This window comes from Shinella sp. HY16, assembly GCF_028534175.1.
Lineage (GTDB): Bacteria > Pseudomonadota > Alphaproteobacteria > Rhizobiales > Rhizobiaceae > Shinella.
In genome coordinates this window covers 243228-258016 of record NZ_JAHYXL010000004.1, presented here as the reverse complement: position 1 = coordinate 258016, position 14789 = coordinate 243228, and the positions used below count along the sequence as shown (strand labels likewise).

11 protein-coding genes are annotated in these 14789 nt (G+C 65.1%); 7 read left to right on the top strand and 4 right to left on the bottom strand.

Annotated features, from left to right (window positions below; genetic code table 11):
- Positions 1–2 precede the first annotated feature (2 nt).
- The 3 genes from K0P03_RS30130 to K0P03_RS30120 are packed head-to-tail and all read right to left on the bottom strand — an operon-like array spanning position 3 to position 4050.
- A complete protein-coding gene (locus K0P03_RS30130) occupies positions 3–2360 on the bottom strand; it encodes a SpoIIE family protein phosphatase (RefSeq protein WP_272791523.1) in 2358 nt (785 codons plus the stop codon).
- Positions 2357–3535 carry a class I SAM-dependent methyltransferase gene (locus K0P03_RS30125; RefSeq protein ID WP_130516862.1) on the bottom strand — a complete coding sequence of 393 codons (1179 nt, stop codon included), beginning with the start codon at positions 3533–3535 and terminating at the stop codon, positions 2357–2359. The genes K0P03_RS30130 and K0P03_RS30125 overlap by 4 nt, the downstream gene beginning before the upstream one ends.
- Complete coding sequence (locus K0P03_RS30120; protein ID WP_023515362.1) at positions 3532–4050, bottom strand: hypothetical protein; 519 nt, start codon at positions 4048–4050, stop codon at positions 3532–3534. Before K0P03_RS30120 ends, K0P03_RS30125 begins: the two co-directional genes overlap by 4 nt.
- Before the next feature lie 193 nt (positions 4051–4243).
- Here K0P03_RS30120 and K0P03_RS30115 point away from each other — a divergent pair, with 193 nt between their 5' ends.
- From K0P03_RS30115 to K0P03_RS30100, 4 genes are all read left to right on the top strand, one after another.
- Positions 4244–5185: a PP2C family protein-serine/threonine phosphatase gene (locus K0P03_RS30115; RefSeq protein ID WP_050744306.1), complete on the top strand. Its 942-nt coding sequence runs from the start codon at positions 4244–4246 to the stop codon at positions 5183–5185.
- 300 nt (positions 5186–5485) lie between these two features.
- On the top strand, positions 5486–6238 hold the full coding sequence (locus K0P03_RS30110; RefSeq protein ID WP_050744307.1) for a Tll0287-like domain-containing protein: 753 nt from the start codon (positions 5486–5488) through the stop codon (positions 6236–6238).
- Positions 6235–8982 (top strand): hybrid sensor histidine kinase/response regulator, encoded by a 2748-nt coding sequence (locus K0P03_RS30105; protein WP_272791522.1) that lies wholly within the window; start codon positions 6235–6237, stop codon positions 8980–8982. Before K0P03_RS30110 ends, K0P03_RS30105 begins: the two co-directional genes overlap by 4 nt.
- Entirely contained in the window at positions 8979–9350 is a 372-nt protein-coding gene (locus K0P03_RS30100) for a response regulator (RefSeq protein ID WP_023517393.1), read from the top strand. The genes K0P03_RS30105 and K0P03_RS30100 overlap by 4 nt, the downstream gene beginning before the upstream one ends.
- 9 nt (positions 9351–9359) lie before the next feature.
- Here the strand turns inward: K0P03_RS30100 and K0P03_RS30095 are convergent, their stop codons facing one another.
- Entirely contained in the window at positions 9360–10769 is a 1410-nt protein-coding gene (locus tag K0P03_RS30095) for a helix-turn-helix domain-containing protein (RefSeq protein ID WP_272791521.1), read from the bottom strand.
- Positions 10770–10889: 120 nt separating this feature from the next.
- On the opposite strand from K0P03_RS30095, the gene K0P03_RS30090 reads away from it, so the two are divergent.
- The 3 genes from K0P03_RS30090 to K0P03_RS30080 are packed head-to-tail and all read left to right on the top strand — an operon-like array spanning position 10890 to position 14761.
- Complete coding sequence (locus K0P03_RS30090) at positions 10890–12422, top strand: acyl-CoA carboxylase subunit beta (RefSeq protein ID WP_024270070.1); 1533 nt, start codon at positions 10890–10892, stop codon at positions 12420–12422.
- 14 nt (positions 12423–12436) lie between these two features.
- A complete protein-coding gene (locus tag K0P03_RS30085) occupies positions 12437–12718 on the top strand; it encodes a hypothetical protein (RefSeq protein WP_245290161.1) in 282 nt (93 codons plus the stop codon).
- Positions 12719–12742: 24 nt separating this feature from the next.
- Positions 12743–14761: an acetyl-CoA carboxylase biotin carboxylase subunit gene (locus K0P03_RS30080; RefSeq protein WP_024270071.1), complete on the top strand. Its 2019-nt coding sequence runs from the start codon at positions 12743–12745 to the stop codon at positions 14759–14761.
- The last annotated feature ends 28 nt before the right edge of the window (positions 14762–14789 follow it).

The window sequence follows — 14789 nt, the reverse complement described above, 5'->3', positions numbered from 1 at the left end:
CGTTACCTGTGTTTCATGACGACGAGCGTGATGTCGTCGTGGATCTTCTGGGTGCCGATATGTGCCATGAGGTCGGCAATGATGCCGTCCTTGATCGCGTCGGCGTCCTTGCGGCGATGGCGCTTGGCGCTCTCGCACAGCCGATCGAAGCCGAAGAGTTCGCCCGCCGGGCTTTCCGCCTCGGTCACGCCGTCCGTGTGCAACACGATGACGTCGCCGGAATCGAACGGGAATTCATGCGTGTCGACGAAGGGTCCGATGTCGCTTTCCAGGCCGATCGGGAAACCGAGATCGACCGTGTCGATGCGCTCGACCTCATCGTTGTCGCGCAGGACCAGCACCTCCTCGTGCTGGCCGGACAGCGTGATCTTGCGATCCTCGTAGTCGAGGAAGGCAAGCGAGAGGTGCTTGTCGGTCTTGGTGCGCTGGATGTTCTTGAAGACGGCGCGGTTCAGCACTTCAAGGAATTCGCGCGGATCCTCGTCGCCCTGCTCCTGAAGGGCGCGCGCAACCGACTGTACCATCAGCATGAGCACGCCGCTTTCGAGGCCGTGGCCCGTCACGTCGCCGATGCCGACCTTCATGCGGCCCTGATCGTGCAGCACGTCGAAATAGTCGCCGCCCACCTCGTCGGCCGGCTCCATGTAGCCGGAGACGTCGATGCCCTTGATCTCGTCCAGCTCGTCGCGTTTCGGCAGCACCATCATCTGGATGTGCCGGGCGACATCGAGCTCGGCGCCGAGGCGCAGGTTCTCGCTCTTCAGCTTGGCATTCAGCGCGCTGATCTCGCCATTGGCCGTTTCGAGCGCCTTGGTGCGCTCGGCAACAAGGTTTTCAAGGTTTTCCGTGTGGTAGCTGATCTCCTCCGCCATGCGGTTGAAGGCGACGCCCACGGCGGCCACCTCGTCGCGCGCGGGAATGGCGACACGCACGGAATAGTCCTTGTTCTGGAGGCGCTGGGCAGCATCCGCCAGCGCCCGCAGACCGGCGGTAATGCGGCCGGAAATCGCGAAGACGGCGCTGAGAACGACGAGCAGTGACAGGATGACGGTCCCGACCTGCCAGGTCACGACCTGGCGCGTCTCGGCCGAAATGCCGTCCTTGGCCGCGATCAGCGAGGCATAGATCTCCCGCTCGGGCACCATGAAGCCGAGCGACATGACCTCGCGGGTGACGGGCACCTTGCCGGTATAGAGGTTTTCCGCGTTGAGCTGCTTGAGGAGCACGACATAGGGCACGTCCTCGCCGTTTTCCTTCAGCGTCAGCGTGGTAAGCACGGTCTCCGGGCTGGATGGCATGGCGAGCCCGGCAATGGCCGCCTGGCTGCTGTGCGCAAGCCGCCGGTCGAAGCCGCTCTCGTTGTTGATCTTGACACCCAGCGTCTTCTCGCCGTCCTCGGTGACGGCAAGCACGTTGCCGTTCGACATCGAGAGGAAGGCGAAGCCCGTCTCGGCGATCTTCACGCTCTTGACGATGTCGGCGAGCTGGTCGAGCGTCAGGTCGACGCCGACGATGCCGTTGAGGTCCTTGCGGTCGGGCGTCGTCAGCGGCTGGAAGAAGCTGACGATGATCTTTCCGGTAATGCCGTCGAGATAGGGAGACAGCATGGTGATGGGACTGTCGACCGGGCGCTCCGACGGTTTCGCCAGCCAGGTTTCCCAGGTCTCGTAGAGGCCGGGGAAATAGAAATCCCACCAGTTCGTCTCGTTGTGGCCGGGATAGACCTTGTCGAAGACGGAGCCCTGGTCGTTGTAGGGCGTCGACCGCAGGATCGGGTTGGCGCGCGGGCCGATATAGTACATCTGCAGCTTCGGCGGGCCGGCGGACAGGAAGCTCGGGCCGACAAGGTTGAAGGCGGCGCTTTCGCGCACGGTCTTCATCGCATCCGGCGTCGGCTGCTTGTTCTCGTCGAGCAGATAGCCCCAGACGGTGACGGCGGAAGCCTCGCCCGGCTGGTTCTGCCACCAGTTGCCGGCCTCGTTATAGGCGAGCGGGGTGGTCACGCCGTCGGTTTGCAGCTGCTGGCCGAGCTTGTCGGAAAGCGCGGGATTGTCAATGAACGTCTGCATCGATCCCGCAAGGCCGCTCACCTCGGAATGGTAGCGGTCGAGCAGCAGGTCCGTGCGCTCGACGGTCGTCGCGATATAGTTCTGCAGGTATTCGATATTCGCCTTTTCGAGACCGCGACCGACCTCGTCCATGGCGTTGGTGGAAAGGCGGTTGACGTTCCACAGCGCAATGCCGCCGGCGACCAGGAGGTCCACCAGCACGGCGCCGCCGACGACGAGCACGAATTTCGCGCGGAACGAGGTCAGCGAAAAGCCCCAGAGCGAGGGCGGCGTTTCGGCAAAATCGCTCATTGCGGCTTGCGTCCCGACGCGACCCAGACGGGCCAGCCGGCATACCCGCCGGGGTGAAGGGCGGCGGCGATATGATCCTCGAAACCGCGGCGGAACTTCTCCACGAAGGCCGCGTCGTCACCGCGCTTCTCGCACATGCCGCCGGCGAACATTTCCTCCCAGGCCATGACCATGTCGGCGAAGGCCTGCGCGTCGCCGTCCCGGTTGGTCACCATGAAGCTTTCGATGCGGATGTCCTCGAGGCCGGCGCGCTGCAGGGCCTGGTAGCTCTTCGGGCCGAATTCGAGATCCATATCGAAATCGGCAAAGAGCTTCGACAGCTGGTCATAGGTCCACTGGATCGACGGACCGCGCGGCTCGCCGAGGCACTGGGAGATCTTCTCGTTGGTGACGTAGACGCGCCCGCCGGGCTTGCAGATGCGCACCAGCTCCTCGACGATCATCTCGGGCTTGTTGAAGATCTGCAGCGCATGGCGGCAGGAGACGAAGTCGAACTGGCCGTCCTCCAGCAGCATTTCGGCCGCATCGCCATAGATGTATTCGATGCCGCCGATATCGAATTCGCTGGCGACCTGGCGCGCATAGGCAAGGCTCGACTTCGAATGGTCGAGCGCCACGATGCGCGACGGGGAGAATTCCTTGGCGACCAGCACGGCGAAATCGCCGATGCCGCAGCAGATGTCCGCCATGGTCATGCCCGGGGCGAGGCCGTGACGCGGCAGGATGGAGCGCTCGTGTTTCCAGGTCAGCTTGGTTTGCGTGCGCAGCACCGGCACAAAGCCGCCCTCTTCCAGGAAGGCCTGGCCCGGGTAGAACTCGCTGTCATATTCCTCGACGAGGATGCGCGGGTTCTTGGCCGTCAGCGCGCCGAACTTCTTCGTCGACCAGCCGATGACGCTCGACGTGACGATGGAGATCTTGAGCTCCGGCCGCTCCTCGGCCGCCTTCAGCAGCGCGCCGGCCAGCGCGTGGAACGCCACGTTGTTGAGGCGCACGAGGCGCTTGACGTTGACGTAGAAGGTGCCGCGGATCGACGCGATCGATTTTTCGATGAGGCGGACGCATGCCTCCATCTCGGCAGCGCGCTCGGGGCGCATCGAGCCGGACAGCGCGAACTCCTGATTGTTTTCGTCAAAGGAGACCTTGTAGGTCTGGACAAGCGAATCGGCGATCATGCGACAGTTGCCTCCAGCGTGAGTTCGGCAATGAGACGGATGGCATCTCCGTCGGCGGGTTCGATGGAAAAGCGGGCGGCATAGTCGACGGCCAGCTCCAGGAGGCCGATATTCGGCTGCAGGGGGCCTTCTGTGAAGAGGGCACTGTGATACCGCGCGGCGACGTCGCCTTCGTTCAGGACATCGACGGCCTGCCGATAGAAACCGGCCGTTTGCGCATCGGCCGGGATGGTCAGGATGATGCGGTCGCTGGCGCCCTTGCGGGAAACCGCGCAGACGAAGCTGCCGGTCGGCGCGTGCAGGCGATAGACCGTTTCCAGAAGCTCGTTGAGGGCCGAAGAGAACAGGTTGGAATAGAGCAGCGAGTCGCTTCGATTGTGGCTGATCATGCGGGCGAAATAGGTCGACAGCCGGTCGCAATAGGCCCAGTTGGACGCAAAGCCACCCATGTCCATGTCGAACTCCAGAAGCAGGACATGATCGTCCGCTCCCGTCTGCACTGCTCGAAGATCCATTCGCCCCAGCCTCATGATGTCGTAAGCGGGAGCGGCGGCCGCGCGCTTACCTATCTTTCGGGAAATTCCTAGACTATGTAATGTCCGAAGTGCGGGCGATGCGCGGGGGCTGCCAGCGGAGACCGGCACGCGCGATATGATATCGGTAGTTGCGCCGCCCCCTCCGAACGTGTGAGGAGCTTTCCATACAATCATGAAGGATTCGTCAAACTTGTCTGCCGCTTCTTCAGTACCTTTCACGGATGGCGACGCCGCGGAACTCGCCCGGCTGCGCCTCGATTTTGCACAACTGGAGGCAGAATACGACGATCTGAAGCTGCTCTACGAGGCCATGATCGAACATGGCGAGGCCGTCGAGGACCAACTGGCCGAGCAGAACCTGCTCCTGGAGCGCACGCAGGCGCGGCTCGACGAGGAGCTGAACGATGCCGGCCGCTACGTCTTCTCCATCCTGCCCGACAAGCGCACCGAAGCGCCCGCGACCGACTGGCTGCTGGTGCCCTCCACCGAGCTCGGCGGCGATTCCTTCGGCTACCACCGCATCGACGACGATCATTTCGCCATCTACCTGCTGGATGTCTGCGGCCACGGCGTCGGCGCCGCGCTGCTCTCCGTCACCGTCATCAACGTGCTGCGCGCTTCCGCACTGACGGGCGCGGATTTCCGTGATCCGTCCACGGTGCTGAAGGCGCTCAACAACACGTTTCCGATGGAAAAACAGAACAATATGTTCTTCACCATCTGGTACGGCGTCTACAAGGCGAGCACCGGCGAACTGCGCTATGCGACCGGCGGCCATCCGCCATCGATCCTCCTGCGCGGGCCGGGCCGCCCCGCGGGCACACCCTCCCGCGAACTGCTCATCACCGTTGGTGGCGTGGCGATCGGCGCGCTGCCCGACATGGACTATGACAGCGACGTCACCCAAATCTTCCCGGGCGACAGGCTGCTCGTCATCAGCGATGGAACATTTGAGGTGGATGGGCCCGACGAGGAGATGCTGAGCGTCGAGGCGCTCGCCGAACACGCCGAAGCCCATGCCAGCGGTCCGAAGGACATCCTCGCCTGGGTGAAATCCTTCAATGGCACCGGGCCGCTGCCGGACGATTTCTCCCTGCTGGAGATTCGCTTCTAGGCGGCTTGCCATCACGCGATCGTGTTCGCGACGAGGTCGCAGATCGCCCTCATCTGCCTGCCGGCACCTTCTCCCCGCAAGCGGGGCGACGGGAATGGGCAGATCCGGTTTCCCGGGATTCACAACCCAGCACAGGACAGGTCCTCTCTCCCCGCCTGCGGGGAGAGGGTTAGGGTGAGGGGCCATGGCAGAGGGCGACGCCCGCGCTTCGCTCCATGATTTGCCGATTGCCGGTCAGCGGAATTCCGCTATCTTTCCATCATCGTAACGCCGGTTCGGCGGGCGCAGGGGAGGACGGCGATGCGTGCGTTCGTGAAAGGCGGCCTTGCCGCGCTGTTGATGTCGGCCCTTGCTGGCGGTGCTTTCGCTGCCGAGGCCGGCCCGGCAGACCTTGCCATCGCCCAAAGCCTTGCCACCATGCTGCAATCGGCGCGTGCGGTCATTTCCACCAACCAGGAGCGCATCAACGACCCCGCGCTGGGCGACAAGGGTCTTTCGGGCGCGGCCGTACTGGAAAAGGCCATCGCCAACTACCGCCAGGCCACCGGCCGGGATCCGAACACCATCGATCCCGCCTCCTATGAAGGACGGCTCATCCGGGCGCAGATGGACGCGGTGGTCGAGGTGATGGACTCCAACCAGGAGACGATCAACGCCAAGGGCAAGGGCTTCAAGGGGTTCATACCCGCCACCTTCACGCGTCTCGTCAACGAGGCCTTCGAGGCGCGTGCCGGCAAGGAGGCAAGCATGAAATTCACCGCGCCCCCCGTGCTGATCCGCAACCGCAAGGCCCGGCCGGACGCCTTCGAGGCCGCGGCGATCCGCGACTATCTCGAAAAGGCCGACTGGCCGAAGGGCCAGATCTATTCGGCCATGGTTTTCGAGGAGGGGCAGGAGAGGGCGCGCGTCATGGTGCCAGAGTACTACGTGCCCTCCTGTCTGACCTGTCACGGCGATCCGGCCGGCGAACTGGACGTGACCGGCTATCCGAAGGAGGGCGCCCATGAGGGCGATCTCGGCGGGGTGATCAGCATCGGGCTCATCCCGCAATGAGCCGTTCGCCCGCGTCGTTCCTCTCGCTGCGGCGCCTGTCGATCCGGGTGCGGCTTGTCCTCCTGGCGGCGGTGCTGCTGTTTGCGACCATCGGCAGCAGCCTCTTTACCCGCAGCGAACTCTCCGAAGCCCTCGAATCGGGCGAGGAAGCCAATCGCATCGCCGAGATCATCGTCCTGTCGGACGACGTGCGCGCCGCCTTCAACAGCCTGCGCTACTGGCAGGCCGACCTTTCCGTCAGCCTGCTGACGCTGGCCGAGACCCGTGCCGGCGAGGCCCGCACGCGCCTTGGCGAACGGCTCGACCGGCTTGCGGAACACCGGCCGGCCGAGGCCGAGGCGATCCGTCAGGAGGTCGCCCGCTTCGACGACCTCGCAACCCAGGCCGTCGATGCCTATACCGACGACCAGCGCGTCATCGGCAACACCCACTTCGCCGAGGCGCGGCGCTACGGCATCAGCGTGGACGAGCAGCTGACGGCCCTCCAGGGCGTGCTTTCACGCCAGGCCACGGCAGCGCGGGCGAACATCCTGCGGCAGTTCGAGCGGGCAGCCAATGTCGCCTCTCTGCTCTCGATCGCCGCCGTCGTCATCGGCGCGGTGCTGACCATCGTCATCCTCGGCTCGATCCTCAAACCGCTCGGCGAAATCGTTGCGGCCGTGCGCGGCCTGACGGCGGGCGATGCGGATGTCGCCGTGCCTGCGGCGGCCGCCGACGAACTCGGCAAGGTGAGCGCGGCCCTGCAGCTTCTGAAGGAAGGGCAGGCGGAGCGGGCGCGACTGACGCAGGAGGCCGAGCATCAACGCCGGACACTCGTCGATGCCATCGAGAGCATCGCGGAAGGTTTCACCCTTTATGGACCCGACGAGCGGCTGCTGATCGTCAACCAGCGCTTTCGCGACATGCATCCCGTGCACGACGCCATGGTGGCCGGCACCTCGACCTTCCGCGATGTCATCGAGGCGGGTGGGCGCCACGTCGTCGAACTCGACAAACCGTTCGACGAATGGTTCGCCACCCGGCTCGCCTCGCACGACCACAGCGCCACCCGCGTCACCCCCTTCCGGGACGGGCGCTGGATGCAGATCAGTGAGCGCCGCACCCACGAAGGCGGCTTCACCATCGTCTATGTCGACATCACCGAGCTGCGCCAGCGCCAGCAGGAGCTGGAGCTGGCCCGTGACGAGGCGCAGCGCGCCACGCAGGTGAAGTCCGAATTCCTCGCCAACATGAGCCACGAGCTGCGCACGCCGCTGAATGCCATCATCGGCTACGCGCAGATCCTGCAGGAGGACGCGGAGGATACCGGCCAGACCGATTTCCTGCCCGACCTCAAGAAGATCGAGAGTGCCGGCAACCACCTGCTCGGCCTCATCAACGGCATCCTTGACCTGTCGAAGATCGAGGCGGGACGCATGGAGGTCTATCGCGAGCGCTTCGATATCGGCGCCCTGACGCAGGACGTCGCGGCGCTGATCCGGCCGTTGGCCGCCAAGAACGACAATACCTTTGCCGTGGAGTGCCCGGCCGATATCGGCACGATCGAGACCGACATCACCAAGGTCAAGCAGACCCTGCTCAACCTTCTCAGCAACGCCTGCAAATTCACCGAAAAGGGCACTGTCACGCTCACCGTCGCGCGGCAGGGCAAGGGTGCCGGCCGGCTCCTGTCGCTGACCGTCCGCGACACCGGCATCGGCATGAACGAGGAACAGCTGGGCCGCCTCTTCCAGGCGTTTTCCCAGGCCGACAGCTCAACCTCGCGCAAGTTCGGCGGCACCGGCCTCGGCCTTGCCATCAGCCGCAGCTTCGCCCAGATGCTCGGCGGCGACCTAACGGTGGAAAGCCGGCCGGGCGAAGGCTCGCGCTTCACCTTCATCCTGCCCGATCCTCAGGAGAACACGGCGGACGATGCGGAAGACGGCGAAGGCCTCCTCGGCGAGGAGGCGGGTCTTGCCGCAAGGCCGGAGCAGGCAGAGCGGCCCGCCGTGCTCGTCGTCGACGACGACGAGGCGTCGATGAACATCATCGGCTCGCATCTCAAGCGCGACGGCTACCGGGTGCTCTACGCCGGCACGGGCGAGCAGGCGCTGGACATGGCGCGCAAGCACCGTCCCGCCGCCATCACGCTCGACATCCTGATGCCGCAGATGGATGGCTGGTCCGTGCTCGTCGCGCTGAAATCCGATCCGGAACTGGCCGCCATCCCCGTCGTCATCGTCTCCATCAGCAACGAGAAGGCACTCGGCTTCACGCTCGGCGCCGCCGCCATGCTGGCAAAGCCCGTCGATCGCGGCGAGCTCAGCGATTTCATCGCGCGTCTGACCGGCGGCAGCCAGGGCGGCACGGTGCTGGTGGTGGAAGACGACCCGGCGACGCGTCTGCTCATGCAGCGCACCGTCGAACGGCTCGGACGCAGCGTGGCGCTGACGGAGAACGGGCGTCAGGGCATGGCGTGGCTGGCCGCCAACCCGCCGCCGGTCGCCATCCTCCTCGATTTGCAGATGCCGGAAATGAACGGCTTCGAATTCCTCGCCGCCCTGCGCGAGCGGGAGGAATGGGATACGGTGCCGGTCCTCGTCGTCACCGCCAAGCATCTCAGCAATGCCGAACGGGACCTGCTCAGCGCCCGGGCGACGCAGATCATCGGCAAGGGCAAGGGTGCGCATGTCGAACTCACGCAGGCGCTGCGCGAGGTCATCGTCACACGCACGCGAAAAACCGATCGGGAATTGACGCCATGACCAAGATCCTGCTGGTCGAAGACAACGAGATGAACCGCGACATGCTCTCCCGCCGGCTGGAGCGGAAAGGCTACGAGGTGATCCTCGCCGAAGATGGCGAACAGGCCGTGGTGCGGGCGGGAACGGATGCGCCGGACCTCGTGCTGATGGATATCGGCCTGCCCGGCATCGACGGCTGCGAGGCGACGCGCCGCATCCGCAGCGGCCCGGCCGGTACGGGCCTGCCCATCATTGCGCTCACCGCCCATGCCATGAGCGTCGATGAGGCGCGGGCGCGCGAAGCCGGCTGCGACGACTTCGACACCAAGCCGGTGGACCTGCCACGCCTGCTCGGCAAGATGGAGCGGCTGCTGTCCGGACACGGGTAGGGCTTTTGCTCAGGCGAGGCGATAGGGGATCGTCTCGCGGATATCGGGATCGACCTGCAGGCGGCCGCGGATCGGCGGGACCGCCCGGCTCGGACAGTTGCCACGTTCGCACAGCCGGCAGGAAATGCCGATCGGCTCGAAGCGGGAGCGCTCGCCGATATCAAGGTCGTCCGCATAGACAAACTGGTCGGCATAGGAGACCTCGCAGCCGAAGGCGAGCACATAGCCCGTGCGCGTGGCGGCAAAACCGCCGGTGCCCTTGAAGGTCTGCGTTGCAAGACAGAGATAGCGTACCCCGTCGGGCGTCTCGGCAAGCTGGCGGATGATGCCCTGCGGCACCTCGAAGGCCCGGTGGGCGTTCCACAGCGGACAGGCCGCGCCGAAGCGGGCGAATTGCAGCTTCGTCGCGCTGTGCCGCTTGGTGATGTTGCCGGCACGGTCGATCCTCGCGAAGAAGATCGGCACGCCCTTGTTGCCCGGCCGCTGCAGTGTCGAGAGCCGGTGGCAGACCTGCTCCAGCGAGGCCTCGAAACGGGCGGACAACAATTCGATATCGTGGCGCAGCGCCTGGGCGGCGGCAAGGAAATCGCTGTACGGCATGACGAGAGCGCCGGCGAAATAGTTGTGCAGCCCGATGCGACAGATGTCCCTTGCTTCGTCCGTGCGAAAATTCGCCCGCTGGACGATCTCCTCGATCTCCCGCGCCGCATGGAGCTGGGAGATCTGGTGGGCAAGCTGGAAGACCTGCGTCGGGTTCGCCGAGAGCCGGTTGAGGGTCAGGGTCTTCCGGTCGCGGTCATAGTGGCGCAGCGGGCTGTCATTGGTCTCCGCGAAAACGACCGAGACGCCGAACTGCTCCCCAAGATGGCGCACGAGGGCGGACCTGCGGTCGAAGCCCGCACCGTAAAGGCCGGCCGCCAGCGTTTCGGCGAGAACATCGAGCGCGTGCACGTAGTTGTCGACGAAATGGAAGAAGTCGCGCACCTCCTCATAGGGTGTGGCGCCGAGGCCGGGGGCGTTCTCGCGGTCGTGGTCGAGGCTCGCCAGCTGTTCGCTCTTGCGGCGATAGGCCTGGTGGGCGAGCACGAGCGCATGGGCCAGCGCCGGCGCGTTCTGCGAAATCAGCTTGAGTTCCTGGAGGGAAGGGCTGAAACTCTCGAAGATCGGATCGGCGAGCGCCTCGCTGAGCGCCGAGAGCAGCCGGTCCGTCTCCCCGCGTGACAGTTCGCTGATGTCGAGGTTGAACTTGTCGGCGAGCTGCAGCAGCACGGCGGCCGAGACGGAGCGCTGGTTGTTCTCGATCTGGTTGAGGTAGCTGGTAGAAATGCCGATGCGCTTGGCGAACTGGCTCTGCGTCTGCTGGCTCGCCACGCGCAGCTCGCGCACCTTAAGGCCGATGAACAGTTTTCCGAGCGCCATGTTCGCAATTTCGCAAGTTTCAGTTTGCAGATTTATAATTCCACATTTGCGCCCGATCAAGGGTTCAGCAAATCCATGCAAACCGGTATGAGTATCGATACGACACCAGTGGGAGCCTTCATGCGCGACATCCTTGAACAACTCGAACAACGCCGCAGCGAGGCAAGGCTCGGCGGCGGCCAGAAGCGCATCGACGCCCAACACGGCAAGGGCAAGCTGACGGCGCGCGAGCGCATCGAGGTGCTGCTCGACGAGGGCTCCTTCGAGGAATACGACATGTACGTCACCCACCGGGCCGTCGATTTCGGCATGGCGGGACAGACCTTCGCGGGCGACGGCGTCGTCACCGGCTGGGGCACGATCAACGGCCGCCAGGTCTATGTCTTCAGCCAGGATTTCACGGTCCTCGGCGGTTCGCTGTCGGAAACCCATGCCCAGAAGATCTGCAAGATCATGGATATGGCGGTGCGCAACGGCGCCCCGGTCATCGGCCTCAACGACAGCGGCGGCGCGCGCATCCAGGAAGGCGTCGCCTCGCTTGCCGGCTATGCCGAGGTCTTCCGCCGCAATGCGGAGGCTTCCGGCGTCATCCCGCAGATTTCCGTCATCATGGGCCCCTGCGCGGGCGGGGCCGTCTATTCGCCGGCCATGACCGATTTCATCTTCATGGTGCGCGACACGTCCTACATGTTCGTGACCGGCCCGGACGTGGTGAAGACCGTGACGAACGAGATCGTCACCGCCGAGGAACTCGGCGGCGCCGGCACCCATACGAAGAAATCCTCGGTCGCCGACGCGGCCTATGAGAACGACATCGAGACGCTGGAGAATGTCCGGCTGCTCTTCGATTTCCTGCCGCTCAACAACCGGGAGAAGCCGCCGGTCCGTCCGTTCCACGACGATCCCGCACGCCTCGAGATGCGCCTCGACAGCCTCGTGCCCGAAAGCTCGACCAAGCCTTACGACATGAAGGAGCTGATCCTGGCGCTGGCCGACGAGGGCGACTTCTTCGAATTGCAGGAGGCCTTCGCCCGCAACATCATCACCGGCTTCATCCGGCTGGAAGGCCAGACGGTCGGCGTCGTCGCCAACCAGCCGATGGTGCTGGCCGGTTGCCTCGACATCGATTCCGCCCGCAAGGCCGCGAAATTCGTGCGCTTCTGCGATGCCTTCTCGATCCCGCTCCTGACCCTTGTCGACGTGCCCGGCTTCCTGCCCGGCACCGCACAGGAATATAACGGCATCATCAAGCACGGCGCCAAGCTGCTCTTCGCCTACAGTCAGGCGACCGTCCCGATGGTGACGCTGATCACCCGCAAGGCCTATGGCGGGGCCTATGACGTCATGGCCTCCAAGCATATCGGCGCCGACGTCAATTATGCCTGGCCCACCGCCGAGATCGCCGTCATGGGCGCCAAGGGTGCGACCGAAATCCTCTATCGCTCGGAACTCGGCGATGCGGAAAAGATCGCCGCCCGCACGAAGGAATACGAGGCGCGCTTCGCCAACCCCTTCGTCGCCGCCGAGCGCGGCTTCATCGACGAGGTGATCATGCCGCATTCCTCGCGCCGGCGCATCGCGCGGGCCTTCGCATCGCTGAAGAACAAGCAGGTGGAGACGCGCTGGAAGAAGCACGACACGATACCGCTTTGACGAGGACGGGGAGGATGGAACGGCCGGAACTGACGCCGGAGGAGGCGCGCAAGGATCACTGGCACATGCTGCGTTTCATGATGCTGCATGCGCTCGTCGGCGGCCTGATCGGCGCGGCGACGGCCGCCGCCGTCATTCTCCTCGACATCGGCGGCATCGGCACGCGCATCGCCCGTGCGGCGGACCCGGTGATGCCGGTCCTCCTGCTTGTCGTGCCCTTCGCCTCGCTGTTCGGCGGGGCCGCGACGGCCTCGGCCATCCTGCTGATGCCCTATGAGAAGAAATACAAAGATTAAGAGACCGGGACCGGAAGACACCTGATGTTCAAGAAAATCCTGATTGCCAATCGTGGCGAGATCGCCTGCCGCGTCATCAAGACCGCCCGCAGGCTCGGCATCCCCACCGTCGCGGTCTATTCCGATGCCGACCGCAACGCGCTGCATGTGACGATGGCCGACGAGGCCGTGCATATCGGGCCGGCGCCGTCGGCGCAGTCCTACATCGTCATCGACCGCATCCTCGACGCCATCCGCAAGACCGGCGCGGACGCCGTGCATCCCGGCTACGGCTTCCTGTCGGAAAACGCCGCCTTTGCCGAAGCCTTGGAGAAGGAGGGCGTCGCCTTCATCGGCCCGCCGGTCGGTGCCATCCAGGCGATGGGCGACAAGATCACCTCGAAGAAGCTGGCGGCGGAGGCCGGCGTCAGCACGGTGCCCGGCCATATGGGCCTGATCGAGGATGCCGACGAGGCGGTGACGATCGCCTCGCGCATCGGCTACCCCGTGATGATCAAGGCGTCTGCCGGCGGCGGCGGCAAGGGCATGCGCATCGCCTGGAACGACGCGGAGGCGCGCGAGGGCTTCCAGTCCTCCCGGAACGAGGCGAAAAGCTCGTTCGGCGACGACCGCATTTTCATCGAGAAGTTCGTCACGCAGCCGCGCCATATCGAGATCCAGGTGCTGGGCGACAAACACGGCAGCACGCTCTATCTCGGCGAGCGCGAATGCTCGATCCAGAGACGCAACCAGAAGGTCATCGAGGAGGCGCCGTCGCCCTTCCTCGACGCGGCAACGCGCAAGGCCATGGGCGAGCAAGCCGTGGCGCTGGCAAAGGCCGTCGGCTATCACTCCGCGGGTACGGTGGAGTTCATCGTCGACGGGAACCGCAATTTCTACTTCCTCGAAATGAACACGCGCCTGCAGGTCGAGCATCCCGTGACGGAGCTCATCACCGGCATCGACCTCGTCGAGCAGATGATCCGCGTCGCCGCCGGCGAAAAGCTCACTTTCGGCCAGGACGACGTAAAGCTGAACGGCTGGGCGATCGAAAGCCGCCTCTATGCCGAGGACCCTTACCGCAACTTCCTGCCGTCGATTGGCCGCCTCACGCGCTACCGCCCGCCGGCCGAGGGCAAGGCGGCCGACGGCACCGTCGTGCGCAACGATACCGGCGTCTACGAGGGCGGCGAGATCTCGATGTATTACGACCCGATGGTCGCCAAGCTCTGCGCCTGGGCGCCGGGGGAAGGAGCCGAGGCCCGGCTTGCGGCGGTGGACGCCATGGCCCGCGCGCTCGACGGTTTCGAGGTGGAGGGCGTCGGTCACAATCTGCCGTTCCTGTCGGCCGTCATGCAGCAGCCGCGGTTCCGCGAGGGGCGGCTGACGACCGCCTATATCGCGGAGGAATTCCCGGACGGCTTCCACGGCGTCGAGCCGGACGGCGAGGCCGCACGGGTGCTTGCCGCCGTCGCCGCCTCGGTCAGCCAGGTGATGCAGGCGCGCGCCGTGCAGATTTCCGGCACGATCGGCAACCACCGCCGCGTTCTCGGCAAGGACTGGGTGGTGCGCTTCGGCGAGACCGAGCTTGCCCTGACGCTGGAAACCGGCGTGGAGGGCGCCAGCGTGCGCTTTGCCGACGGCACCGTGCTGCCCGTTGCCGGCAGCTTCGTGCCGGGTTCCACGCACGCCACCTTCACCATCGCCGGAGAGACGGTCGGCATGAAGGTCGATCTCGTCGGCCCGGCCATCCGCCTGCGCTGGCGCGGCATCGATATCAAGGCGCATGTCCGCTCGGGCCGGGTCGCGGCGCTGGCACGGCTGATGCCGAAGAAGCAGCCGCCGGACACCTCGAAGATGCTGCTCTGCCCGATGCCGGGCGTCATCACCTCCGTGAGCGCCAAGGCGGGCGATACCGTCGAGGCGGGCCAGGCGCTCGCCGTCGTCGAGGCGATGAAGATGGAAAACATCCTGCGCGCGGAAAAACGCGCGATCGTCAAGCGCGTTGCCGTCGAGCCCGGCGCGAGCCTTGCGGTCGACGAGCTGATCATGGAGTTCGAATGATGGCAGACGAGCTTGACCGCAGCCGGCA